Genomic DNA, 24,309 nt, shown 5'->3' on the forward strand with positions numbered 1-24,309 from the left:
CTACTTATACTGAAGGTGCATTCTCTATTAAAGGTTTTTGATTTTTTAGTCGCTGTTAGAAGAATGCTGCTTTTTGTTTTGAATAAATCCTGCAATTAAAAGGAAAAGCGGATATAAGATGCCTACAAGTAAGCTGTAGGGAATCCACGTTTTTGTATCCCAATCTTTTTGATAAGAAACGCTTGGATACACAATAAGGGAAAGTGTAATCATGATGAGTGCGACTGGAAAAGAAAATAGCTTGTAGTCCTTTATATGAAATACATTGGCAAACCCCAAAAGAGTAGCGTAAAAGTAAATGCAAAGCTTAAAAAAGAGAGTAATAAACCACAAAATAGCAATGACTACTTCAATTCCTTGAAGAAAGTTTCCTACATCAATTCTTCTTCCTAATTCATAGCTTGGAAACATGGTGATTTGGGAGTAATAAGGACCAAGCACTAAAATTCCGAGTAAGATTAACGTAACCATCACTAGTCCACCGGCTATATTCCCTATATAAAAAGATTGAGTGGACTTTTTTGTGTCTGGTGTATGGGAAGGGAAAATCATAAGCAGAATCGTATAAGTCAAAGAACTCATGCTTAAAAACGTTAAAACAGCCCGAATAAAAGCTTTTGGATGTATTTCGAACACAGGCTGAATATGCTCTATTTTAATTTGCGGAATCATAGACAAAATCAGAAGTCCGAACAATCCGACAAACCAAGGGAATAAAATCTCGGCACTTCGTGCAATAACTTCTATTCCTAGGCGTACTCCTACGATAACCACACTCATAAACGCAATGTGGATGGCTGTAAGCGGCGTGTAGGGAAGAATTTGTGTAGTGAGAAAATTCCCTACATAGTAAAGAACTTGACTGCTGATAAACAAATTGGATAATACAAAAACAGCAGAAACAATCTTTCCAAACAGTTTACCTAAAATTTTTTCGTTCATTTCCATCAGCGTAAGCGTTGGAAACATTTTTCCTAGTGAGGTAAAAAGCAAAACTAAGCCAATTCCTGATGCTACACCGAAAAGTGCTGCAATCCAGGCGTCTTGATGAGCATCAGCCGTAATAGCAGCAGGCACAACAATAATTGTGCTTCCGATGCTATATAAAGTTACTAGCTTGCGAAATTGCGCAGCCGAAATATTGATTTCATTAAGCAAAATGAGCACATCCTTTTGCCATATACACGAATTAAGTGATCCAACGGAATAATAAGTGACTTAAAGGCTGAAACATTGCTTCTACCCAATCAGAAGGGTTCGGTAGAGGCAGCCGAAAGATTTTTGCAAGAGCGATCATGATACTGATTGTCATGAATACAATAAAAATTTTCCGTTCTTTTTTATGAGAGTGTTGAGGTAATCTTTTTATTTCCATCCATATAATCCCTGCACAAATGATCAAAAAGGAAAGAAACAAGTGCATGCAGTCAACCCCAATATATTTTGACGTTCAAATAGGCTATTCGTATGATGTCCGCTAAAGAAAGTGATTATACATTTATGTAAAATATAGAAAGTATTTCAAGGGATAAAAGATATCATTGGACGCTCTTAAATAATAAAGGAATTTGTTATGCGGAATATTTACGCAGCTTCAACCTATCGAAACGTCGTATGAATAAGTGGAAAAATGCCACACTATAGAGTGAACAAATGGAAAGGAGCACTATGATGAAAAAATTCCCATATAACAAAGATAAACAACAATCATTTCAAGCAGCACAGCAGGGGCATAAAGAAGCAGTAGATGCATATGAACAGGCAAATGAAGCTAAAAATGATGCATCGTATGGACATGAAGCGAAGCAAGCGATAGGTGAAGTGAACGAAGCCTCTCAGCAAATCGAAAATGCGCTTGAAAATGCTTCTGAAACACAGCGTCAGCGTTTAACTGAGTTTCAGCAAGACATAAAAGATATGGAAAACGACCTTAATCAATAAAAGAGTAGCTGTTTTACTTAGACTTACAGCAGGTTCACAATAGAGTATAAATTGCAAAAGCAGAAGATAATGAACTTCTGCTTTTTTTTATTGGCAGAGTGAATGTAGGTTTCGTGTATATAATGGCTTTTAGCAGTTGTTTGGAGGGCAAGGCGAAGGCTCCTATAGGGAAAACAGAATAGGTGAGACCCTGCAGGAGCGGAAGCGAAGGCTTGCACGGAAATCAACAGTAGTGTAACAAATAATCCATCGTTCCATTCTTATTTTAAAAGGTATAGAAGTTAAAAAAGTAAGAATCCTAATAAAAACAGAACGATAAGAATGGAAAGGGATTGTGACAGGAAACATGCTAATAAATATACTAATAATGATTGTCGTATTGTACTTCATATATGTATTCGTAACTGCAGTGGTACTGTTTTATGTCCCTTTGCACAAGGGAAAAGACTTAAAAGTAATGAATACTGAGAATTTTTACGGAAAGAAAGAATCCACAGACCGTGTTATGCTTTTGGAAAACGGTTATTTTTCAGGGCTTGTTCGGATGCAGATGATTCAAGAAGCGAGGCATACAATCGATATTGCGTACTTTTCCATCGGCAAAGGTCGTTCGTCGGATTTACTTATGGGTGCTTTATTCGAAGCTGCGGACCGAGGTATACGTATTCGAGTGCTGTTAGACGGGATCTCTCATGGGCTAAAAGGCAAGAGAAAAAATGTTCTTTATGCTCTAGCTTTCCACAATAATATTGAATTAAAGTACTATGAGCCCTTTACTATTCTTAAACCTTGGACATGGCATAACCGTCTTCACGATAAAATAATAGTAGTCGATGGCCAATTAGGTATTAGTGGAGGACGAAATATCGGAGATAAATACTTGGCCAGTCAACCGGATAAAAATTTTGTCTATGACCGTGATGTGCTGATTTATAATACAAAGCAAGAAAGTAATAGTGTCATTCTCTCAATGGAGAAGTATGTAGAGAAATTATGGAACCACCCGTATACGCGCAAAGCTTTTCCGAAGCTCAAGAAAACTAAACAATTTCGTGGCCTTTCAGGAAAGAAATTGTTAATAGATCAATACGAAGAGGCCAAAAAAGCAAACGAACCCTTTGTCCATCCTTATATTGTATGGAGAGAATCAACGATGCCTACAAGAAAGGTTTCTTTTATTGCAAATCCTATTCAAAGAATGAATAAAAGCCCTTTTATATGGAAAACGTTTATTAAGCTTTCTGAGCAAGCTGAAAAATCCATTGTCGTTCAAAGTCCTTATATTGTACCAACAAAAGAGATGGAACAGTATATAGATAAGTCAGTAAAATCTAAAGTGCAAAGAATTATTTTAACGAATTCTATTACGTCCACTCCGAATGCTATGGCTTTTTCTGCATACTTAGGAGTGAAAAACCGCGTCATAAAAGCGGCTTCAAAGCTTTATGAATATCAACAGCCTTATTCCATTCACGGGAAATCCGTTGTTTACGACCAGCGTTTGAGCGCAGTTGGTTCTTTTAACTTAGATTCACGTTCTGTATTTTTAAATACTGAATCTATGGTTATGATAGATAGTGACGAATTTGCAGCCGAGCTAACAGGGGCTATTGAAACTAAAATTTCTCACAGTACGCTTGTGGGAAATGAGGGGGAACCTGTGGGTTTTAATACGGATTCTCAAAAAAACGTGCCTCCTGTAAAATCTGCACTCCTCCATATTCTTTCAGTCTTCACGCGATTTTGGAGACATTTTGTATAGTTCTGCACTTTTCCTGAAAAAGTGCTTTTGCAGAAAGCTTATAAAAATAAATGGTAGAGGATAAAAGGTGCTGCAACTGGTGGTGGGAAGTGTGAAAAGCTGTGATATGCCTCACAGTTTTTTTGAAGTCGCCAGTACTAGTCATGATTCATAAAAAGACCTATTGACGAAATTCCATATATGTTTTATTATAATATAGCGTCGTCAATAAACGAGGTTCTTTTGAAGAAATCATTTCTAGGGGCATAGTTTAAAGGTAGAACTACGGTCTCCAAAACCGTCAGTGTGGGTTCGATTCCTACTGCCCCTGCCATTTTGGAGTTATTTTTCAATTCACACGCGGGTGTGGCGGAATTGGCAGACGCGCTAGACTTAGGATCTAGTGTCTTATGACGTGGGGGTTCAAGTCCCTTCACCCGCATCTTTACTTTTATATATTGCGCGGAAGTAGTTCAGTGGTAGAACACCACCTTGCCAAGGTGGGGGTCGCGAGTTCGAACCTCGTCTTCCGCTTCTTTTCAAAAGCAGTTTGCATGTGCAAACTGCTTTTTTTGTTGTAGAAATAAAGATTTTTACTATGCTGTTTTTAATTAGAAATAGTTTATTCAATCAGTGCTGCTTATACGTATTGCTTTCATGAATATACACATATTATTGGGGTTACATTAAAAGCTAATGAACGATACGTGAAGACGTCTAATATGGTTTTTAAGATAGGGGAGAGTCCTATGGAATCTAGTTGGTTTTCAATTATACCGTTTTTAATTGTTATTCCAATAGCTATTTTCACCAAACAAGTGCTGCCAGGGTTGTTTTTAGGCTTATTAGTAGGCGCTTATTTGATTGATCATTCGATTGTCGGAGGTGTTGAAAAGTTACTTCACTACGTTGTACAAGCTCTTAGAAATAAAAGTAATATAGAAATCGTTGTCTTTTTATACGCGTTTTCAGGGCTTATCGGAATGATTAAGATGGCTGGAGGAGTTAAAGGTTTTGTGGAAACAGCTGCAGAAAGAATTGATACAAGAAAAAAAGCTCTTATTTTAACCTATGTTTCAACCATTGGAACATTCAGTGCTCCCACCTTTCGTTTTGTGACGATCGCGCCCATTATGAGAGCGCTGCTGAAAAAAGTGAAAATGACGACAGCAGAGCTAGGGTTTGTTATTGAAACAACTGCTACTCCTGTTATCGTCTTAATTCCCGTGGCAACGGCATTTGTGGGATATATGGTCTCAATCATTCAAATGGCAATTGATCATCAAGGCATAAAACAAGACGCTTATTCTTTGTTTATTCAAAGCATTCCTTATAATTTCTTTTCGATTGTGATTATTTTAGTAGGGATTTATTTCAGCTTTTTTCATCATTCAACGTCTACGGCTCCTATGAAGCTCGAGGAAGAAGACGAAAAAGATTGGCATGATTGTCATCCTTGCGTATCGAAGGATTTGCCTTCTAAGCCTTGGAATTTGTTAGTACCTTTACTTGTTGTGATTTCACTTACCTTACTTTTAACATGGTGGAGTGGACATCGTAAGAGTCACACCTTTTTTGAAGCATTTATTAAAGCAGACGTGTTAGAAGCGATGGTAGTAGCTTTAATTATGACTACGTTAATTACCCTCATTTTTTTCTTGTTTCAGCGCTTTACATTACAGAATTTGCTTAATGGTTTTATCACAGGAGGCAATGACTTGATGTCCGTTATTTTGTTGTTATCGGTAGTATGGGGATTATCCGCTGTGACAGAAGACTTAGGTTTTTCAAATTTCGTGACGGCACATTCTAAGTGGATTCCTCAAATGTTTGTCACTCCGTTCATGTTTATCTTTGGAGCCGCTATTTCTTACTTTATCGGATCTGCTTGGGGAACGTGGGGGATTTTAATGCCGCTTGGCGTATCGCTTGCAAGTTCTGCAGATCTTTCTTTGCCGTTAATTATCGGTGCGGTGTTTGCGAGCGGTTCCTTTGGAGCGTTTTCTTCACCTTTAAGCGATGATACGAATACCATCGCCAAAATATTAGATTTATCTGTTATTGAATATGCCAAATATAAATTAAAGCCAGCTTTAATTGCAGCGGGAATAACAGTTGCTTTCTATCTTGTTGTATCTTTCTTATTTTGAATGAGAAAAATAGCCGTCTAGTATCAATTTTTCATTTTTTTTAATTTAAAGTATGCATACAGTCCTAATGACAGGCACACTAGGATGATACAAGTAAGCGGAAATAAGATGGTATTAACAAAATGATCATAAAACCATATATACACGCACATCACCTCAATAATTTTAACGCCATTTTTTTATTTAGTAGAGATACACTATCTGTGCTGCTTCTTCCTATTCTTCAAAAAGGCGATAATCAGAAGCAGTAGGGGTACGATAGAAAATAGCGGCATATGCAAAAGAAATCTCGCTACGTGCAGTCCTTCATAAAGGTGTTCTTGAAAATTACTAGCGATTGTAATCGACAAAAATAACACAATGATGCCTAAAGGATACGCTAGACGTGAAGGAGATTTAATTTTAAATAAAGTAGCTGTACCTATTATAGAAGCATAAAACAAGATGCTAACTTTGAAATAAATCCCAATCACCATAGCGAACATAAAAAATACATCTAGACGCTCTAAAAAATCAGCTACTTGGATCGTTTGGACAGTACTAAGAAGAGGGAACTGTGATCTTGTCGTCAGATCAACTCCAAGCACGCTAATGTTAATGATCATCGTAATAATTAGATTAATTCCGCTTAATCCCGTTGCGCATAGCATGGTGACACTCGCTTTTTTGGGATTGCTCAAATAAGGAAGAAGCATGGTAAATACAATAGCCTCTGTGAAAGGAAAATACAGCGTTTCGGTTAAAGCAATTTTTGCAACAGGGAGCACTCCTTCTTTTAATACCGGCTGTAAGTTCTTAAAATCAATTAATCCTGAGCTAATAATTAAAATGAAGCCTGCAACAGCCAGAAAATACATAAAAATAAACAGAAGCTCTCCTGACCTCGCTATCGCTTCAATTCCTTTTCGTGTTATATAGATAATGACCAGCATTAATAAAGCATTAGCAATAAATAAAGGCGTATCGGGATAAGCAAAAGTAAGAAGCATTTCTCCGAAATCTCTTAGAACTCGTGATGCATCGTATAAAAAATAAACAATATATACGAATGCAAGAAGCGTTCCCAGTACCTTACCTAAAATTTTCTGCATATACTCTGTAGGCAGGAGGTCCGGATAGTAGGAATAGAGCTTATGATAGACTAAGAAGAAAAAAAAGCTGAACAGCATTCCAATTAAAATAGCTAGCCATGCATCTTGCTTCGCTCTCATTGCAAGAGGAACTAATAAAGCGCTCCCCAGTTCGAATAATACCATGAGAATGAATAATTGAGTGGCGCTGATTTTTGCTTTTTCCATATAGCCAGAACCTCCTTACCTCATTGTTGTTTTTCTTTTACGCTAGAGAGAAACGATTTATTGCGCAGACCCGTTCGGCGAATGTAAGCTTCTACTGTAACGTCTACATCTAATTTTGGAAAATAAACGTCATCCCATTCTGATTTGAATTTTTCCCACTGATTGGGGCGCGTGCGTTCCAGTGCTTCTCCAAACCCAAAGATGTCAACTTTGTCTGTCTGAGCTTGTTTAATAGCTGTTTGTAATTCTTTTTTTATTTCTTTACCTGCAGCTTTTTCCATTTTTTTGATTACGGCAGGTTGACGTGTATCAACAGGGACCTCCACTTCTCCAAGATCGCCTTCTACGCGAGTGTGAACGGACACGTAAGGTTTTCCTTTTTTCATTTTTACAGATACATCCGTTTTTTGACGAACTGTTTGATAGGCAAGCGCTTCTTTTTTTCCTTTCCAATCTATATTAATATCCGTTCCTTGTATTTTATCAAGAATCCAAACGCTGCCTCTGGCTGGACTATTGTACAACCAGTCGATTAACTTTCCATTTTTAAAAACAGCAATGCCAGAAGCACGAAGGGTAGCTTCTGGTGCGCTTTGCTGGAGGTTATCTAATTTTTCTGCTTGTTGAGGATTTCCAACTAAACGAAAACCCGAGACTAGTGCTTCTCCTCCGGGAGATTCGAGAGACCTCATCACTTCTTGAAAGGAAACCTTTAGATTTTCTCCCCATTTTCTTTGAGTGAACTCCAGCGTTTTCATAATTTTGTTTGCTGGAATTTTATCGACAGGCGTTAGTGCTTTTACCAAATCAGCAGCACTTGACTGGTTTGCGATGACTAGGGAAGTCGTAATTCGAAATTCAGGATCGCGATCAATAGAATCAATAAGAATGTTAATTCCTTCTTCACGCGCTAGTTTTTCTCCGATCACGACTAAGTTGGTATGGGCATAATAAAGTCTTCGGGAAATTCTAGCTGAAGCGCGTCTGCTTGCTTCAACTAAATTATCGCCAGAAGCAGAATAGATCGTAACAGGCGGACTTTGGGTACCGCCGCCCCCTTGTAAGCCAGCTACGTTTCCCGGGTTAATAATTTGAAAGGTAAGCTCATACCGTCCGTTTTTCGTTTTATCAATGCCCATTGCCGATACAAATGCAAGGTCTGTTAATTCTTTTTTACTCCAGCAGCTCGTAAGCAATACCATCATTATGGTCATTACCAGTAAAAATAAACTTTTACGTTTCATTTTGATCACCTTTTTCAAGTTCCTGGTTAATCATACCTCTTGAAGAAGGAGGCTCAGGCTTTTGATGTTTGCTTTGACGAACTTTGTTATCACTAATTAATTTAGGTCTTCTTCTCATCGTCCACCAAGGTAACCGCAGCAATGTATCTTCATTGCTTGCAGGAATAAAGGGTGCTAATGGGGTCATGTAAGGAACACCAAATGAACGTAAGCTGCATAGGTGTCCAACCCCCATTAAAAGAATAAGGATAATGCCATAGAAACCGAATGTAGCCGCTCCTAGTATAAATAAAAAACGAATTAAACGCGCTGAAATAGCCATATCGAAAGATGGTGTGGCAAAGCTAGCAATGGCTGTAATCGATACAATAATAACCATAGCTGGTGAGACAATCCCTGCTTGAACTGCTGCTTGCCCAATAACAAGAGCTCCAACGATCGATACAGCTGAGCCGATAGCTTTTGGTAAACGAATACCTGCTTCACGCAAAATTTCAAAGGTGACTTCCATAAAAAAAGCTTCCACGAACGCGGGAAATGGAACGGATTCTCGCTGTGCTGCAAGAGCTACAATAAGCGTTGTAGGTACCATCTCTTGATGAAATGTTGTAACCGCTACATACGTAGCAGGCGCGATAAGTGAAATCATAAACATAAACACCCGCAAAAGACGAATGGACGTGGCAATATCAAAGCGTGCGTAGTAATCTTCAGCCGATTGGAAAAATTGAATGAACAACGCTGGAGCAATAAGGACAAAAGGAGTTCCGTCCACAAAAATAGCAATTCTTCCTTCCAAAAGGTTACCCGCCACCACATCGGGTCTTTCTGTGTTGTAAATAGTGGGAAAAGGAGTGACCGTTTGATCTTCAATCAGCTGCTCAACATAACCTGATTCCAAAATACTATCAATATCAATGTTTTTTAATCGCTTTCGAATTTCTTTCACAACTTTATCGTTTGCGATGCCATGAATATACATAAGAGTGACATCCGTTTTAGTTACTCGGCCAATCTTCATCGACTCTAGCCATAAGTCGGGTGTTTTAATAATTCGGCGCACCATGGCTAAGTTTGTGCCAATAGACTCAGTAAAGGCACCTTTTGGTCCCCGCACTACCATTTGGGTAGTAGATTCTGAAATGGCACGCTTTTCACCGCCTTGTGTACTCACGCTGAGTACGCGGTTTATGCCGTCGACAATAAGAAGGCTATCGCCTGACATCAAAGAAGAAAGTAAATCATTCCAGTTGTCTGCAAACGATACGTTGCCGATTGTGACGATGTCTTCGGAGATTAACTCTAATGCATTTTGATCGTTTAGGTCATTTTTTTGATTATCTTTCATCAGAGACTGCAGTAAGTAATCTTGAATAGCCTGATTATCTACAATCCCTTCTATATAGACGATAGCAGCAGCCAAGCTGTTATTGACACCTAGTTTAAAATGACGAATCACAATATCTGAGCTGTTTCCAGTTTTCTCTTTGATTAAGGTAAGGTTCTCCGACAGCAGATTCTTAAGAGAAGAAGCTGTTTGTTCGCTGTTTGTTTGATCTGCCTGAGGTTCAAGCTTATTTTTAAGTTTTTGATTTTTAAAAAACGAAGGCATAAATGAAAGCACCCTTACTATAGTTTTTATTAATTTGACCAAAAACCGTATAATTATGTAATTTTTAACAAAATATCTTTTGCATGACGGTAAATGAAAATGACGACCCTATGAGGTAAGTAACCATTAGGTAAGGAGTGAAAGGAATGAAAATTATTGGAGTTAGCCTGCTGCTATTTGGATCTGTGATTGCTCTTTCTGTAGGAATTGATCTTTTTCAAGGAGCGAACGTACTGCAGGCACTATACAATGCTTTAAGCCCGTTTCGTGTAATGGAAGTGGCCGAATTATTTGTCCTTTTTTCTCTTTTGTTTTTCTTTTTTGCAGAGTCGCTTTACCTTGTTTTAAAGAAGCGTCAACAAAAGCACTAGTAACTTGGTGCAAAGAGGTTTTTATCTCTTCGCTATCGAAACAAGCGTATAGAAAGATAGCTTTGAGATAGGGGAGAACCACATGAACATTGAGACTAGCAGACTACTAATACGCAAATTTAAATATGAAGATTGGCAAGATGTCTACACATATACTTCTGATGCTAATGTCATGAAATACATACCAGAAGGTGTTTTTAGTAAGGATGATGCGAAGAAATTTGTAAATGAAAATATGAAAGAAAACGTTAAAAATTTTCCAGTTTTATTAAAAAACGAAAAAATCCTAATTGGTCATATCGTCTTTTTCAACTATTTTGAGGACCATACTTATGAAATTGGCTGGGTATTTAATTCCCTCTATCATCAGAAAGGATATGCGTCAGAAGCGGCAAAAGCAATCGTGGACTATGGCTTTAATACAATGAAACTGCATCGGGTTATTGCTACTTGTCAACCTGAGAATATTTCTTCTTATCGTGTTATGGAGAAGATCGGGATGAGAAGAGAAGGGTATTTCAAAAAATGTATTCCAACTGAAAAAGGATGGTGGGATGAATATTATTACGCGATTTTAAAGGAAGAGTGGAAATGAGCTTTACTCTTAAGGAATTACATTTTACGAGTTGTAAAGATGAAAACAAGCCCAATTTTTAAAAAATGAGCAGGACAGCAAACCAAAACGTCTAGGCAGACATACAATAACCTATCCATGAGAAACACCCCATGTTTGAACCTTCTTTGTTTTAGCAACAGAAAATTACGTTGAAAGGGAGTGCTTGTATGTCTAATGCTGGATGTGGATTTGGTTCTGGTTTCGCTTTATTAGTTGTATTATTTATTCTATTAGTAATTATCGGATGTAGTTGTTATAGCGGTGGTTACGGTGGCGGCTACGGCTGCTAATTAGATCACTGAATAGCCTAAAGAAATTTCTTTAGGCTTTTTTGTGTTTTAAACGTCCGTTAGCTTTTAAGAGAATTACTTACCCATTAGCGGCTATGATGAACGGTTGAACAATTAAAAACCCTATTACGATCGATATCTGCTATACTTTTAATAAAGATAATAACGCTTACATTTATGAAGAAGCAAACAAAAAAGAGAGGGCATAAGGTGAACTTTCCTATTTCGAAAAGTATTACAACTAAATATCTTCTTTTATTTACGGTTATTTTAATTGTACCGGGCATCATCATTTATTACATCATTACGGGTTATGCAAGCAAAATTATTAAAGAAGATGTAAAGGTTCAAAACATTGCAAGTAAAGATATTATAGCTAAAAGGCTGAATTCAGAAATTGAGCATGTGGCTTCGCAGCTGCAGCTTATTGCAGGAGAGGGGCTAGAGTCAGATCTTAACATAAATAGAATGTATAACCGAGCTAAACAAGCAAATTCACAAAGTTCAGTTATTCATTCCATTTACTATATCAATGAACAAAAACGCGTAAAGTTTGAAACGCCTTTTGCTTCAAGTCAAAACAATTTAATTTATCATCACCCTAATTTTACCCAGGTGTATTGGACACATACGTACGCTTTATCGGATCTTATTCAAAATTATCGTCATCAAAAAGTAGTAACCATTTCTGTACCCGTTCTTACTAAGGATAAAGAATTTAAAGGAATTATTGTTGCAGAACTAAGCCGGGATTATTTATCAGAGGTGTTAAAAAGCGTCAGCCTGTCACGAGGACACTTCGGTTTTTTAGCAGATCGCAAAGGAAATGTCATCGCATCTACAAGCGATAAGCAGCTTAACAAGAAGTTTTCAGTAGACAAAATACCAAACGTTTCTGGCTATACTCAAATAAATCATAATGGACAAGAGAGTTTAGCAGCTTATCAAACGAACCAAGAAGGCTGGAACTTGGTTTATGGTGTACCGACTAACGTAGCCTTTTCTCCTTTACATAAATTATCTCTTTTACTGCGCGTTAGTTTTATTAGTATATTGCTGCTTGCTTTATTTTTTATATGGTTAGGCATCAAAAATATTTTACAGCCAATCGTAAAGCTTACAAGCTATGCAAAAACGTACCGGAATTCTCAAACGTTCGTGCCATTAAATAAAGAAGCGCCGGCAAGGGATGATGAGCTGAGTATATTGACACGTACAATTATTGAAATGGGAAATAGCAATTATGAAAAACAAAAAATGCTTGAGCAAAGTGAGAGATACCTTCACGATGTATTAGAAGGAATTCCTTATGGAATTATTACAATTGACCCGAGGAGTAAAATTACATACGTGAATCAGCAGTTTGAAAGAATGGTTGCTTTTCAGCGTCAGGACATGATTGGTGTTAACTTAGAAGATTTACCAATAAAATCGGAAAGCGTAGATTTTATTTTGCTTCACACATTGGCATCGGGAAAAGACATGGAAGAGGTAGAAAGCTATATTCTCGATTCAGACGGCAGAAAAAGAATTGTTAAAGTTACGACCTCTACTTTTTATACCGACACAAGTGAAGTGATGGGGATTATCGCGGTCATGCAAGATATTACCGAAATAAAGCAGTTACAGCTAAGACTGCAGCAAAGTGATAAGCTGGCGTCTATTGGGCAAATTACGGCAGGAATTGCCCACGAAATAAAGAATCCTCTAGCCATTTTATCAGGATCAGCTGAACTTTTGCTAGATGAAGCGGAAGAAAGCGCCTGCTCAGAAGAAGTAAAAGAGCTTGCTGCGGATGTATTCATCGTTGTAAACCGTCTCAAAGAGATTACAAATAATTTTCTTAATTTTGCAAACATGAGTCAAAAGGAAAAGAAGGAAGTGTCACTTGTACAAGTGTTAGAAGAAGTGTTTCATTTACTGCGTTTAAAGTGTAATGAAGCAAACATTAGCATTGTAAAAGACTTTGAGGAAAAATGTTTGATTGCAGGGGTCTATGATCAATTGATTCAAGTGTTTTTAAATATTGTCTTAAACGCAATGGAAGCAATGGATGAGGGCGGGTATATTATCGCTTCCATTCAAACGATGAATATGAACGAAGAATATGTGGTTGTTCGTATAGAAGATACGGGTTCAGGCATTAACAAGCAGGACTTAGAGTGGCTGTTTAATCCCTTTTACTCAACGAAAGAAACAGGTTCAGGACTAGGGTTAACGATTGCAAGAGATATTGTAAAAGAACATGGAGGAGAATTATTTATTGAAAGTATAGAAGGCAAAGGGACAACCATTACATGTCGTTTTCCCAAACAGAAAAATACAAAAGGAGGCTAAAAAACATGGAGAATAAGTGCAGTGTGTTAATGATTGATGATGAACAGAACCTTTGTAAGCTGGTAGCCAAAAAGCTTCAGAAATCTGGTTTTCATACGCACGCGGCATATACTGGAGGAAAAGGAATCGAAATGGCTAAAACGCTGGATATCGATGTGGTGATACTAGATTATATGCTTCCGGATATGACGGGGATCGATGTGTTAAAGAAGTTAAAAGAGGTAACGCAATCAAAAGTAATCATGCTTACTGCATACGGAAATGTTGAGAGCGCTGTGCAATCTATGAAAATAGGGGCTGCTGATTATTTGAATAAGCCTGTTGAACTTGAAGAACTAAAGAATATTATTGCTTCGCTATGTACGGACAAGCAACCGGATGCCGTGATGGAAAAAGGTAAAGACAAAGACTTTATTTCAAAAAGCTCAGAAATGAACAAGTTAGTGGAAATGGTAGAGTACGTAAAAGATACAGACGCTAGCATTTTAATTCTAGGTGAAAGCGGAGTAGGTAAAACCGCGATGGCTAAATGGATACATGAGCAGAGTCATAGAAAAAACAATCCTTTTGTGGCTATCAACTGCGCAGCCATACCAGAAGCCCTTCTTGAAAGTGAACTGTTTGGCTATAGAAAAGGAGCGTTTACAGGGGCTGCTTCTTCTCAAAAAGGAAAGTTTTCTGCTGCGGACGGCGGTACAATCTTTTTAGATGAAATTGGAGAAATTTCGTTAAGCATGCAGGCAAAGCTATTGCATGTAATCGAAGAAAAAAAAGTAATGCAGCTCGGAAGCAACGAGTATGAATCCTTGGACGTCCGAATTATTTCAGCTACAAATAAACCGCTTCAACAGTTAGTAGAACAAAAGAAATTTCGGGAAGATTTATACTATCGATTAAATTTAATGGAGATCACCATTCCTCCTCTAAGGCACCGAAAAGAAGATATTGAGCCGCTCATTCATCACCACATTATAAAGTTAAATACAAAATACAATAAGACGCTTGCTGTTTCAAACGCGGCACTTCAACAGCTAATTTCTTATGAGTGGCCGGGAAATATTCGTGAGCTGTTAAATGCGATTGAAAGAGTTCATATTTTAAAACGGTATGGGACAATTGAGCTCTCTGATTTAACATATCTTTTTAATAAGCAAGAGTCTCATTCATATAGGAATCAGCAGGTGAAAGCAAAACAAACAAACTTATCACATGCATTAGGTGAAGTAGAGGAAGAAATGATTAAAAACGCTCTTGAAGAAATGAAAGGCAATCAAACGAAAGCAGCTCAAAAACTAGGAATTGCTCGCCATACGTTAATTTATAAAATGAAAAAAATGGGTCTTAAATTTTAGAAAAAGGATATGAAAGAAATGACCTATCGTAAAATATTCAGCTTACTAGTACTGTGTTTTACAGTACTGGGAGCATGTCAGCAGCACAGTACTACCCCTCTTAGGGAAGAAAAGAAGTCTCTCGATTCTGTTAGTATTACAGTTGGGTCGAAATCTATGACAGAGCAATATCTACTAATGAAAATGACCGCGCTTCTATTAAAAGAACAAGGAGCTACTGTACACGAAAGGCGCTTTTTAGACAGCGATTCTATTCGAAAAGCAAGCTTGGCGGGCTATATTGATATGTACTGGGAATATACGAGTACGGCAAGGATTGTGCATCAAAACCAAGAGCCGGTTTATAATGAAAAAAAGTTGTATCAGCTGGTGAAAGAAACGGATGCGAAAAACCACTTAACGTGGCTGAACACTAGCCATTTTAACAGCAGCTGGGGGGTTTTAGTTAACCGTTCTTTTGCAAAGGAGCATCATTTAAACTCTGTTTCTGACTTGATTTCCTACATAAAAAAGCAAAATAAAGAAGTAAAGATAGCTACAAACAATGAATTTCTAAAAAGAAAAGACGGCTTGATGCAATTAGCTAATAACTATGAGTTAAAGTCCGTTTCAACTGAAATCATTGGAATCGATTCAGAAATTATTCCTTTGGCGGTGAAAGAAGGCAGAGTAGACGTAGGGATTGGAATGATATCTGATAGTCGAATTCAAGCATACGACCTTGTGTTACTAAAGGAAGATCAATCTCTTTTTCCGCCTTATTATGCGGCTCCTGTAGTAAAACAATCATTAGCAAGCCGTTATCCGTCTGTTGTTTCCACTTTAAATGAACTATCAAGTAAACTAACGAATAAAAAGATGGTAGAGCTGAATTACCAAGTTGATATTTTACACAAAGACGTATCAGATGTTGCCTATAAATTTTTACTGGAAAATCACTTGATTACTCGTTGATAGATATAATAAAAAAAGAGGCTGGGACAAAAGTAGTTGAGCCCAAGTAAAAAACGAACCATTCATCAACCTGTTTGATGAGTGGTTCGTTTTTTTTGTGATGGTGCATATAGTTTTATTTGTTTCGTTGCTTCTAGCAGTTGATTTGGAGGGCAAGGCGAAGACTCCTGCGGGAAAAGCGGAACAGGTGAGACCCCGCAGGAGCGAAAGCGACGAGGAGGCTCAGCGGCCGCCCGCGGAAAGCGAAGTCTTGCACGGAAATCAATTGCGGTGTCATAAGCAGTCCAGCTCATGTATCTCATTTGTTCGTCTTTCAATTGGATTTATTTCGTTATGTCTCAACCTCTTTTTTATTGTAGAGTGTAGAAAATTTCTACAGTTAATTGTGTGAATTTTCTACAATTTATTTTTTGTTTTCTATTAAGTATTGATTACATCAATCATTTAAACTTGGCACGCATCTTGCAATAGATATAAGTGAAAGTAAAAATGCTGAAATGTAAGGAGATTAGTATTCAATGAAAATTACGGGAATAGAGATCAAACATTATTTACTGCCTTTAAATCCGCCTTTTAAAGCAGCTTGGGACCCCGAGCCCCGCAAGAAGTTTGCTTCTACCGTTGTCTATGTACATACGGATGAAGGAATAACGGGAGTGGGATCAGGAGATTTAATGATGGGGCTTGAGGGACATGAACATTTGTTTATCGGTCAAGATCCTTTTGCCATTGAACGACATGCACAAGTGATACAAAATATAGATTTTCACTATGGAAGATGCTGGCCGCTTGATTTAGCTCTATGGGATTTGATGGGAAAAGCAACAAAACAGCCCGTCTATAAACTGCTTGGAGCCCGATCTAACAAGCTTCTCGCTTATGCTTCAACGGGAGAAATCGTGACTCCTGAAGAACGTGCGGAACGTGCGGTTCGATTTGTAGAGCAAGGGTTCAAAGCAATGAAAATTCGTTTTCATCACAAAGATGTAAAAGACGATATTCAAGTAGTGGAAGCGGTCAGAAAAGCAGTTGGCGACAAGCTAGAAATTATGGTTGACGCAAATCAAGGATGGAAAATGCCTTGGGACGTTGAACGGACGTGGGATTTAAAAATGGCCTATCAAGTAGCGAAAGAACTCGAAGAGCTGAAAGTTTTTTGGCTTGAAGAACCACTGCCTTCTCATCAGTTTGAACTGATGGCAAAACTTCGGGACTCAGTAGGTATTCGAATCGCAGGGGGAGAGATGAACCGTCATATGCATGACTTTAGAGAGTTGAACAAAGTAAATGCATTAGACGTTTATCAGCCGGATGTAGCATTGTCAGGAGGAATTACGCAAACGAAAAAAGTTGCGGATCTTGTTCAAGGAAGCGGCGCTTGGTTCAGCCCGCATACATGGACAAACGGCATTGGTTTACTGGCAAATTTACATCTAGCAGCGGCGGTCAGCCACTGTCCGTATTTAGAATTTCCTTATGATCCTCCGGCATGGTCTAACGAACGGAGAGATTATATTCAGCAAAAACCACTTATGATCGACAAAGATGGTTACTTAGTAGCTCCAGAACAGCCGGGTTTAGGTATCGATTTGGATGAAGAAGCTTTAAAGCAGTACGAAATTAATCATTTCTACGTGGGTGAAAAAAATACAGTTTCTATTTAACTGATATAAAGGGTGAACACAAAATGAAGAAATATAGTGCTTATATAAACGGAGAATTTGTTCAAAGCAGCAATCAAATGAATGTTACGTACCCAGGAACGGGTGAAGTCGTAGCCCAAGTCTCTTCCTGCAGTATAGAAGAAACAGAGCACGCTGTTTATTGCGCTAAACAAGCTTTTAAAGAGTGGAAGCTTCGTCCTTCATATGACCGGTCTGAACAAATTAAAAAATTTTTAACAAACATGAAAACAGAAGAACATATTGAACGCATTGGAACAGCTATTACACAGGAAATGGGAAAACCTTTAAATGCAGCGAAATCAGAGGTGTTTTACGGAGCGGAGCTTGGCGAATACCAAACTCAGTGGGCAAGACGCATTGAAGGTCACGTAGTAGACAGCGATAACGTAAAAGAAAAGATTATTTCTTATAAAGAGCCTCTTGGCGTAGTCGCGGTGATTGTACCTTGGAATTTTCCAATTTATGTTTTGATGAGAAAAATCGTGCCGGCGCTTGTCGCAGGTAATACGGTTGTAGTCAAGCCAAGCGTAAAATCTTCTTTATCTGCTTTAGCATTAGCGGAGTGCATTCATCAATCCGGCTTTCCAAAAGGTGTTATTAATATCGTAACAGGTATGGATGACATTGTAGGAGAAACGTTAACTTCATCTCCTGATGTGAACATGGTGACATTTACCGGAAGTACTAAAGTAGGCAAAGGCATTATGGAAAAATGCTCTCGTCATATGATCCGGACATCGCTTGAATTAGGCGGAAAAGCTCCTGCTATTGTAATGGAAGATGCCGATATTGATTTAGCGGTTGAAGCAATTAAGGGAGGCAGGTTAGCTAACTCCGGTCAAGTCTGCAATAATACTGAGCGTGTATACGTTCATAAAAGTGTAAAAGAAGCGTTTACTACTAAACTATTGAAAGCGTTTCAAAATGTAGAAGTGAAAGATGGTTTGGCTAATCCAGATGCAGAAATGAGCTGTCTGATTAACAAATCTGAAGCAAATCGCGTTCATCAAATGGTACTTGAGGCCGCAGAAGAAGGAGCCGCTATATTATGCGGAGGCTATTTGCTAGAGGAATTAGGTGACAGCTTTTATCCGCCAACGCTGTTAGATCAGTGCACGCAACAAATGAACATCGTGCAAAAAGAAGTGTTTGGACCCGTTCTTCCAATTATCTCGTTTGAATCTCTTGAAGAAGCAATTGATCTAGCGAACGATTCTGAATACGGCTTAACCGCTAATGTATATACATCCAGCTATCGCTACGTAATGGAGCTGACTACGCAGCTAGAATGCGGTGAAGTATACGTGAACCGCCAGCAGGGCGAGGCGTATCAAGGCTATCACTCCGGCTGGAAGCAGTCGGGAATCGGCGGAGACGATGGCAAGCATGGATTTGAAGAGTTTTTACAGGTAAAAACAGTTTATATGAAATTTTAATTTTAAAAAGCAGGTGAACACAGGTGGAGAAAACGCGTGTGGAAGAAGATAGTGTAGGAAAAGTTGAGCTCCCAGCAGAGGTTTTGTATGGCATTCAGACGGCCCGGACAATTGAAAATTTATCATTTTCTAATAAAAGATTGCATGAATATCCGGACTACGTGTATGCACTGTTAACCGTAAAAAAAGCAGCTGCCTTAACAAATGTAGAAGCTAGCGTAATTCCAAAAGACATTGGAGAATCCATATCAAATGCATGTGACCAATTGCAAAGCACTGCTTATCAACATCATTTTTTGATTGATGTGCTGCACGGCGGAGGCGGTATTGGGACGAATATGAATGTGAACGAAGTAATAGCAGGCTGGATAAACCAGCAGTGGCCACATCATCTTCCCGTTCATCCGATTGAACATGTAAATGCATCTCAATCAACTTCTGATGTGTGTCATACCGCTATTCGAATTGCGATTATTAAAAGCTATCATTTTTTAGAAAAAGAAATGGAGCATCTCCATTCTATTCTTCAAAAAAAGATTGAAGAGTTCCAGCCTGTGATGACAATCGCAAGGACTTGCTTGCAAGATGCGATGAGTATTTCGCTTAGTAATATATTCAGCGGATATGAAGCGGTTTTTTCACGGCGTACGCACTATTTAAAAAGAGCTGCAGAAGAACTGCACGCTGTTAATCTTGGAGGTACGGTTATTGGCTCTGGGACGGGAGCATCAGAAATATACCGAAGTAAAGTCGTTCAGCAGCTGTCTCGTCTATCTGGTATGGGGCTTTACCACCGCGCTAATTTATTTGATGCAGCACAAAATATTGATGATTTAGCTAATGTTTCGAACGAATTAAAACAGCTGGCTACATCTTTTATAAAATTTGCTAAAGATTTAAGACTGCTGTCTTCCGGACCAGAAGCTGGCTTTGGAGAAATTCAATTGCCGTCTGTTCAAGCAGGTTCCTCATTTTTTCCGGGCAAAGTCAACCCGGTTGTACCAGAAACGTTGATTCAATGCTGTTTTCAAGTGTTAGGGTGTGACAGAACCGTTCAAGCTGCCCTTGAACATGGAGAATTGAATTTAAATGTATTTGAAGGAGCTGCTGGAATTAATATTTTAGACAGCATTCAGTTTTTAACAAAAGCTGTAAGGAATTTTGCGACTTTTTGTGTGCAAGATTTATCAGCTAATTCAGAGCGCTGTCAGCAGCTTTCTCAATCGTTTATTCCATTGATTGTAGAAATGAAAGAAAAGCATGGCTACAGCCGCGTTGCAGATCGTTTAAAAAAGACAGGATATGAAGGACTCAAAAAATGGAGGGAACGTGAATATGACAAAACTAAATGAAAAAACCTTATTTAAAGGAATGGAACAACCTGCATTGGTATGGGCAAAAGAGTGGCTGAAAGAGCCTAAAAAACTATACATCAACGGCAAGTGGCAAGAGAGTTCAAGCGGCGAATTAATAGATTCTATTAACCCTGCAAACGGAGAAATTAATGGTCAAATTCAAAGTGCAGCAAAACAAGATATCGATGAAGCAGTAGCCTCAGCTAGACACGCGTTTGACCACGGTCCTTGGCCAAGCGTTACAAGAAAAGAACGCGCGCGAATTTTAAGAGAAATAAGCAGCTTAATTAAAAAACATCAGGCAGAGCTCGCCACATTAGAGTCTCTTGATAACGGCAAGCTTTATACAGAATCATACCATGATGATGTGCAAGAAGCGTCCGATTTATTTGAGTATTACGCTGGCTGGACGGATAAATATTACGGTGAAAATAATCCGGTGGAAGGAGATTTTGTGAGTTATACAACCCGCGATCCGATCGGTGTATGCGGTCAAATTGTACCATTTAACTTTCCAATCGATATGGCCGCATGGAAACTAGCGCCGGCTCTAGCAATGGGGAACACCGTTATTTTAAAGCCGTCTAGCACCACATCTTTTTCTGCGATTCGCTTGGTAGAAATCATCGATGAAGCAAACATCTTACCGCCAGGTGTTTTAAATTTAATTCTAGGAAAAGGATCGATTGGTTCTCATATCAGCCGTCATATGGGAGTTGATAAAGTATCTTTTACTGGAAGCACAGGAGTAGGCAAACAATTGGTTCACGATTCTGCTGACTCTAATTTAAAGCCTGTCACGCTTGAGCTTGGAGGGAAATCACCTAATATTATCTTTAGCGATGCACCGGATTTGAATGAAGCGATTGAACGTTCTTTTTACGGCTTGTTTACACATAAAGGAGAAAAATGCTCAGCGCCTACGCGCTTGTTAGTACAGCGTGACATTTATAAGCAAGTAGTTGATAAGCTAGCAGATTATGCAAATAGCTACAAGTGCGGCAACCCTTTTGATCCTGATTCAAATCAAGGAGCTCAAGTCTCTGAATCTCATATGCAGTCAATCTTGCACTATATCGAGAGTGGCATACGTGAAGGAGCTACGCTAGCAGCGGGCGGCGAGCGCGATATGAGCGGAGATAATAAGCACGGGTATTTTATCCGTCCTACTATTTTTGCAGATGTTGATAATAAGATGACTATTGCACAAGAAGAAATTTTTGGCCCTGTCCTGTGTGTGATTCCATTTGATACAGAAGATGAAGCGGTGCAAATTGCGAATGATACGATTTATGGTTTAGCAGCTGGACTCTGGACAAAAGATGTATCAAGAGCCAATCGTGTAGCAAAAAAGCTAGAAGCAGGCATGGTTTTTATCAATAAATACGGCTGCTATGATTTTGCTAGCCCGTTTGGAGGATGGAAACAAAGCGGATGGGGGAAAGAATATGCGATTCATTCTCTTCAATCTTACACAAAAGTAAAAGCAATATGGATGGCTTATTAAATTAAAAAGCTGGAGGAAAGTATGATGAAGATGAAAGCAGCGGTCATGACGGGCGTTAATGCGCCTCTTGAAATTTTAGCGGTGGATTTAGCAGCACCAAAAGCCAATGAAGTACTTGTGAAAATAGAAGCAACGGGCGTGTGTCATAGTGATTTAAATGCTTTGGAAGATCCTTCTACACCAACGCCTACTATTTTAGGACACGAAGGTGCAGGTATTGTAACGGCAGTCGGTTTGAATGTAAAAACGGTAAAAGTAGGAGATAAAGTAGCGCTTAGCTGGGTTCCTTACTGCGGCACGTGTGAGTTTTGTGTGACGGGGGCCGTACATCTGTGTGATTCAGCTTTTGGTCCGATGTTTAACGGAACGCTGTTAGACGGTACCTCTCGATTAAGCAAAGATGGAGAGCTGGTTTTTCACAACTCGCTGCTTTCCACTTTTGCTGAATATGCGGTGGTGCCGGAAATGTCTTGTATTAAGCTTCCTGATGAGATGCCGATGGCTCAAGCCTCTTTAATTGGATGCGGTGTAGCGACGGGGTACGGAGCAGCTGTAAACGCAGCCAAAGTTACGCCGGGTTCTACCGTAGCCGTCTTTGGCATCGGAGGAGTAGGCATTAACGCCATTCAAGGGGCTCGGATTGCAGGAGCGAGCAAAATTATTGCATGCGATGTAAAACCAGCTAATTTGGAACTTGCTAAAACATTCGGAGCTACTCATACGATAAATGTAGCTTCAGAAGAAGCAAGTGAAGCTTTAAAAGCTTTAACAGGAGGCCACGGCGTCCATTTCGCGATTGACTGCTCGGGTCATACAAAAGCTACTGAATCTGCTTGGAATGGAACGAGAAAAGGAGGCACGGTAGTTGTAGTAGGAGCCTTTAACCCATCCATGTCTATCAGTTTACCAGGCGGAGGGTTTCATCGTGTCGGCAAAATATTGAAAGGAAGCTTTTACGGAGACACGCAGCCGTTTCGTGATTTCCCTAAAATTGCTCAGCTTTATTTAGACGGAAAATTTATGTTAGACGAACTGATTCTTGGGCGCATGCAGCTTGACGATATTAACGAAGCTTTTCAATCATTTCACGATTGTAATTGTGTAAACGTAGGCCGGTCAGTAATCGAATTTCCATCAATTGCATCTCAAGATTCGTTAGAAAACGGAGATGAATTTGACATCGTTTCATAATGTAAATGAGCTAAGAAAGGGGAAAAACAATGAATTCAGTATTTGAATTTACAACAAAAACAAGCATAGCGTATGGAGTAGACCGAGCTTTGCAAATTGGAAAAGATGTTGAAGCAGTGAGCGGGGAAAAAAGAGCCGTGTTAGTGACGGATCCAGGGGTAATAAAAGTTGGTTTAGCAGACATTGCATTGAAAGCGCTTCAAAATAATGGTGTAGAAACGTTCGTTTTTCATGATGTGAAAAGTGATCCTACGGCCGCTTCAATAGATGCTGCTGCACAGCTTATTCGTGAACAACAGATAAAGTGCGTCATTGGTCTTGGAGGCGGTTCAGCTATGGACGTGGCTAAAATGGCTGCGCTAGTTGCAGGTGATCAGTATGAAACGATGCATTATGCTCTCATGGCGAACCCTTTTGCGAAAAAGAAAGTGAAAACGATTATGCTTCCCACTACTTCCGGTACAGGAGCAGAAGTCACGAGCACGGTTGTCTTCTCTACACATAATCAAGTCAAGGTGTGGGCGTGGGATCAAGATATGGCACCGGAACTAGCGATACTAGAACCGCGATTTACTACAAAACTGCCGGATTTCTTGACAGCTGCCACTACGTTAGATGCGCTTGTACATGCAATTGAAGCATGCACAGGCAAGCGTACGAACCCTTTTATTCAAGCGCTGAGCCTTCAAGCGATTTCATTAGTGAGTCAAAATTTAGAAACAGCTCTGCAACAACCTGAAAACTTAGAGGCAAGAGGAAACCTCGCGATAGCGGCAACGCTTGCAGGAATGGCAATCGAACAAGGAGGAACGGGGCTTGCACACTGCATAGGACACGCCTTGGGAACAGTCGGGAAAATCCATCACGGCCGTGCGGTTTCAATTGCCTTGCACGCTGTGTACGACTGGAATACTGAAGGTGCAGTGGAACTGTATGCAGACGTAGCAAGAGCTTTGGGAGTAAAAGAAACATTTTCAACGAAGGAAGAGCTTGCTTATGCAGGGGCAGAAGAATTTAAGCGTCTAGTGGCTGTAAGTGGATTAAACCTTGCGATTGGAGAGGGGCATGAACCGGCTGTGAACATCTCTGACTTTGTGGACGTGATGCTTTCAGTTGAAAATGAACCGATGAGAGTAAATAATGCACGTTTTGCCAGTGAAGATGATTTACAGCAGTTTGCACATGCAATTATGAGCGTAGGAGCGTCGAAAGTTTGATAGAAGCACATA

General features: G+C 39.2%; 21 protein-coding genes and 3 tRNA genes. 18 read left to right on the forward strand and 6 right to left on the reverse strand.

Annotation, left to right across the window (positions count from 1 at the left end):
* Positions 1-45 precede the first annotated feature (45 nt).
* Together LJY09_RS11020 and LJY09_RS11025 are read right to left on the reverse strand one after the other, a co-directional pair.
* The gene (locus LJY09_RS11020) at positions 46-1,167 is read right to left on the reverse strand and encodes a GerAB/ArcD/ProY family transporter (RefSeq protein ID WP_224980117.1); all 1,122 of its coding nucleotides are present in this window, start codon (positions 1,165-1,167) and stop codon (positions 46-48) included.
* 22 nt (positions 1,168-1,189) lie between these two features.
* Positions 1,190-1,375: a hypothetical protein gene (locus tag LJY09_RS11025; protein ID WP_028413446.1), complete on the reverse strand. Its 186-nt coding sequence runs from the start codon at positions 1,373-1,375 to the stop codon at positions 1,190-1,192.
* Between the two features lie 296 nt (positions 1,376-1,671).
* Between LJY09_RS11025 and LJY09_RS11030 the strand changes: the two genes are divergently transcribed.
* From LJY09_RS11030 to LJY09_RS11055, 6 genes are all read left to right on the forward strand, one after another.
* Positions 1,672-1,941 carry a hypothetical protein gene (locus LJY09_RS11030; RefSeq protein ID WP_014460213.1) on the forward strand — a complete coding sequence of 90 codons (270 nt, stop codon included), beginning with the start codon at positions 1,672-1,674 and terminating at the stop codon, positions 1,939-1,941.
* A gap of 367 nt (positions 1,942-2,308) precedes the next feature.
* Positions 2,309-3,703 carry a phospholipase D-like domain-containing protein gene (locus LJY09_RS11035; RefSeq protein ID WP_416339301.1) on the forward strand — a complete coding sequence of 465 codons (1,395 nt, stop codon included), beginning with the start codon at positions 2,309-2,311 and terminating at the stop codon, positions 3,701-3,703.
* A 239-nt stretch (positions 3,704-3,942) separates the two neighbouring features.
* Positions 3,943-4,016 (forward strand) — tRNA-Trp (locus tag LJY09_RS11040).
* Positions 4,017-4,042: 26 nt separating this feature from the next.
* A tRNA-Leu gene (locus LJY09_RS11045) sits at positions 4,043-4,124 on the forward strand.
* 20 nt (positions 4,125-4,144) lie between these two features.
* Positions 4,145-4,216: transfer RNA gene (locus LJY09_RS11050), tRNA-Gly, on the forward strand.
* 215 nt (positions 4,217-4,431) lie between these two features.
* Positions 4,432-5,832: a Na+/H+ antiporter NhaC family protein gene (locus LJY09_RS11055; protein ID WP_028413444.1), complete on the forward strand. Its 1,401-nt coding sequence runs from the start codon at positions 4,432-4,434 to the stop codon at positions 5,830-5,832.
* A 197-nt stretch (positions 5,833-6,029) separates the two neighbouring features.
* Here the strand turns inward: LJY09_RS11055 and LJY09_RS11060 are convergent, their stop codons facing one another.
* Genes LJY09_RS11060 through LJY09_RS11070 form a run of 3 tightly spaced genes read right to left on the reverse strand, consistent with a single transcriptional unit; the run spans position 6,030 to position 9,986 of the window.
* Positions 6,030-7,130, reverse strand: coding sequence for a GerAB/ArcD/ProY family transporter (locus tag LJY09_RS11060; RefSeq protein WP_028413443.1), 1,101 nt, complete (start codon positions 7,128-7,130; stop codon positions 6,030-6,032).
* A 20-nt stretch (positions 7,131-7,150) separates the two neighbouring features.
* A complete protein-coding gene (locus LJY09_RS11065) occupies positions 7,151-8,374 on the reverse strand; it encodes a Ger(x)C family spore germination protein (protein ID WP_028413442.1) in 1,224 nt (407 codons plus the stop codon).
* Positions 8,364-9,986 (reverse strand): spore germination protein, encoded by a 1,623-nt coding sequence (locus LJY09_RS11070; protein WP_098112571.1) that lies wholly within the window; start codon positions 9,984-9,986, stop codon positions 8,364-8,366. Before LJY09_RS11070 ends, LJY09_RS11065 begins: the two co-directional genes overlap by 11 nt.
* A gap of 146 nt (positions 9,987-10,132) precedes the next feature.
* Between LJY09_RS11070 and LJY09_RS11075 the strand changes: the two genes are divergently transcribed.
* The 6 genes from LJY09_RS11075 (at position 10,133) to LJY09_RS11100 (ending at position 15,906) form a co-directional block, all read left to right on the forward strand.
* Positions 10,133-10,357, forward strand: a complete 225-nt coding sequence (locus LJY09_RS11075; protein ID WP_028413440.1) for a YczF family membrane protein — start codon at positions 10,133-10,135, stop codon at positions 10,355-10,357.
* An 82-nt stretch (positions 10,358-10,439) separates the two neighbouring features.
* Positions 10,440-10,952: a GNAT family N-acetyltransferase gene (locus tag LJY09_RS11080; RefSeq protein ID WP_028413439.1), complete on the forward strand. Its 513-nt coding sequence runs from the start codon at positions 10,440-10,442 to the stop codon at positions 10,950-10,952.
* A 188-nt stretch (positions 10,953-11,140) separates the two neighbouring features.
* A complete protein-coding gene (locus LJY09_RS11085; RefSeq protein ID WP_013056948.1) occupies positions 11,141-11,263 on the forward strand; it encodes a YjcZ family sporulation protein in 123 nt (40 codons plus the stop codon).
* Positions 11,264-11,473: 210 nt separating this feature from the next.
* Positions 11,474-13,600, forward strand: a complete 2,127-nt coding sequence (locus LJY09_RS11090; protein ID WP_028413438.1) for a sensor histidine kinase — start codon at positions 11,474-11,476, stop codon at positions 13,598-13,600.
* 5 nt (positions 13,601-13,605) lie between these two features.
* Positions 13,606-14,952 (forward strand): sigma-54-dependent transcriptional regulator, encoded by a 1,347-nt coding sequence (locus LJY09_RS11095; protein ID WP_028413437.1) that lies wholly within the window; start codon positions 13,606-13,608, stop codon positions 14,950-14,952.
* A gap of 18 nt (positions 14,953-14,970) precedes the next feature.
* A complete protein-coding gene (locus LJY09_RS11100; RefSeq protein ID WP_176521395.1) occupies positions 14,971-15,906 on the forward strand; it encodes an ABC transporter substrate-binding protein in 936 nt (311 codons plus the stop codon).
* A gap of 65 nt (positions 15,907-15,971) precedes the next feature.
* On the opposite strand, the gene LJY09_RS11105 is transcribed toward LJY09_RS11100, so the two are convergent.
* Positions 15,972-16,223: a hypothetical protein gene (locus LJY09_RS11105; protein ID WP_028413435.1), complete on the reverse strand. Its 252-nt coding sequence runs from the start codon at positions 16,221-16,223 to the stop codon at positions 15,972-15,974.
* A gap of 201 nt (positions 16,224-16,424) precedes the next feature.
* Here LJY09_RS11105 and LJY09_RS11110 point away from each other — a divergent pair, with 201 nt between their 5' ends.
* From LJY09_RS11110 to LJY09_RS11135, 6 genes are read left to right on the forward strand one after another with little or no spacing between them, the layout of a single operon-like run.
* Entirely contained in the window at positions 16,425-17,570 is a 1,146-nt protein-coding gene (locus LJY09_RS11110) for a mandelate racemase/muconate lactonizing enzyme family protein (protein ID WP_033578916.1), read from the forward strand.
* Positions 17,571-17,593: 23 nt separating this feature from the next.
* Positions 17,594-19,027, forward strand: coding sequence for an aldehyde dehydrogenase (gene aldA / locus LJY09_RS11115; protein WP_028413433.1), 1,434 nt, complete (start codon positions 17,594-17,596; stop codon positions 19,025-19,027).
* 23 nt (positions 19,028-19,050) lie between these two features.
* Positions 19,051-20,379 (forward strand): lyase family protein, encoded by a 1,329-nt coding sequence (locus LJY09_RS11120; RefSeq protein WP_028413432.1) that lies wholly within the window; start codon positions 19,051-19,053, stop codon positions 20,377-20,379.
* Positions 20,363-21,889 (forward strand): aldehyde dehydrogenase family protein, encoded by a 1,527-nt coding sequence (locus tag LJY09_RS11125; RefSeq protein ID WP_028413431.1) that lies wholly within the window; start codon positions 20,363-20,365, stop codon positions 21,887-21,889. The genes LJY09_RS11120 and LJY09_RS11125 overlap by 17 nt, the downstream gene beginning before the upstream one ends.
* Positions 21,890-21,910: 21 nt before the next feature.
* The gene (locus tag LJY09_RS11130; protein ID WP_223546581.1) at positions 21,911-23,080 is read left to right on the forward strand and encodes a Zn-dependent alcohol dehydrogenase; all 1,170 of its coding nucleotides are present in this window, start codon (positions 21,911-21,913) and stop codon (positions 23,078-23,080) included.
* Positions 23,081-23,109: 29 nt separating this feature from the next.
* A complete protein-coding gene (locus tag LJY09_RS11135) occupies positions 23,110-24,297 on the forward strand; it encodes an iron-containing alcohol dehydrogenase (protein WP_028413429.1) in 1,188 nt (395 codons plus the stop codon).
* The last annotated feature ends 12 nt before the right edge of the window (positions 24,298-24,309 follow it).

The organism is Priestia sp. J2 (assembly GCF_020790095.1).
GTDB classification, from domain to species: domain Bacteria; phylum Bacillota; class Bacilli; order Bacillales; family Bacillaceae_H; genus Priestia; species Priestia zanthoxyli.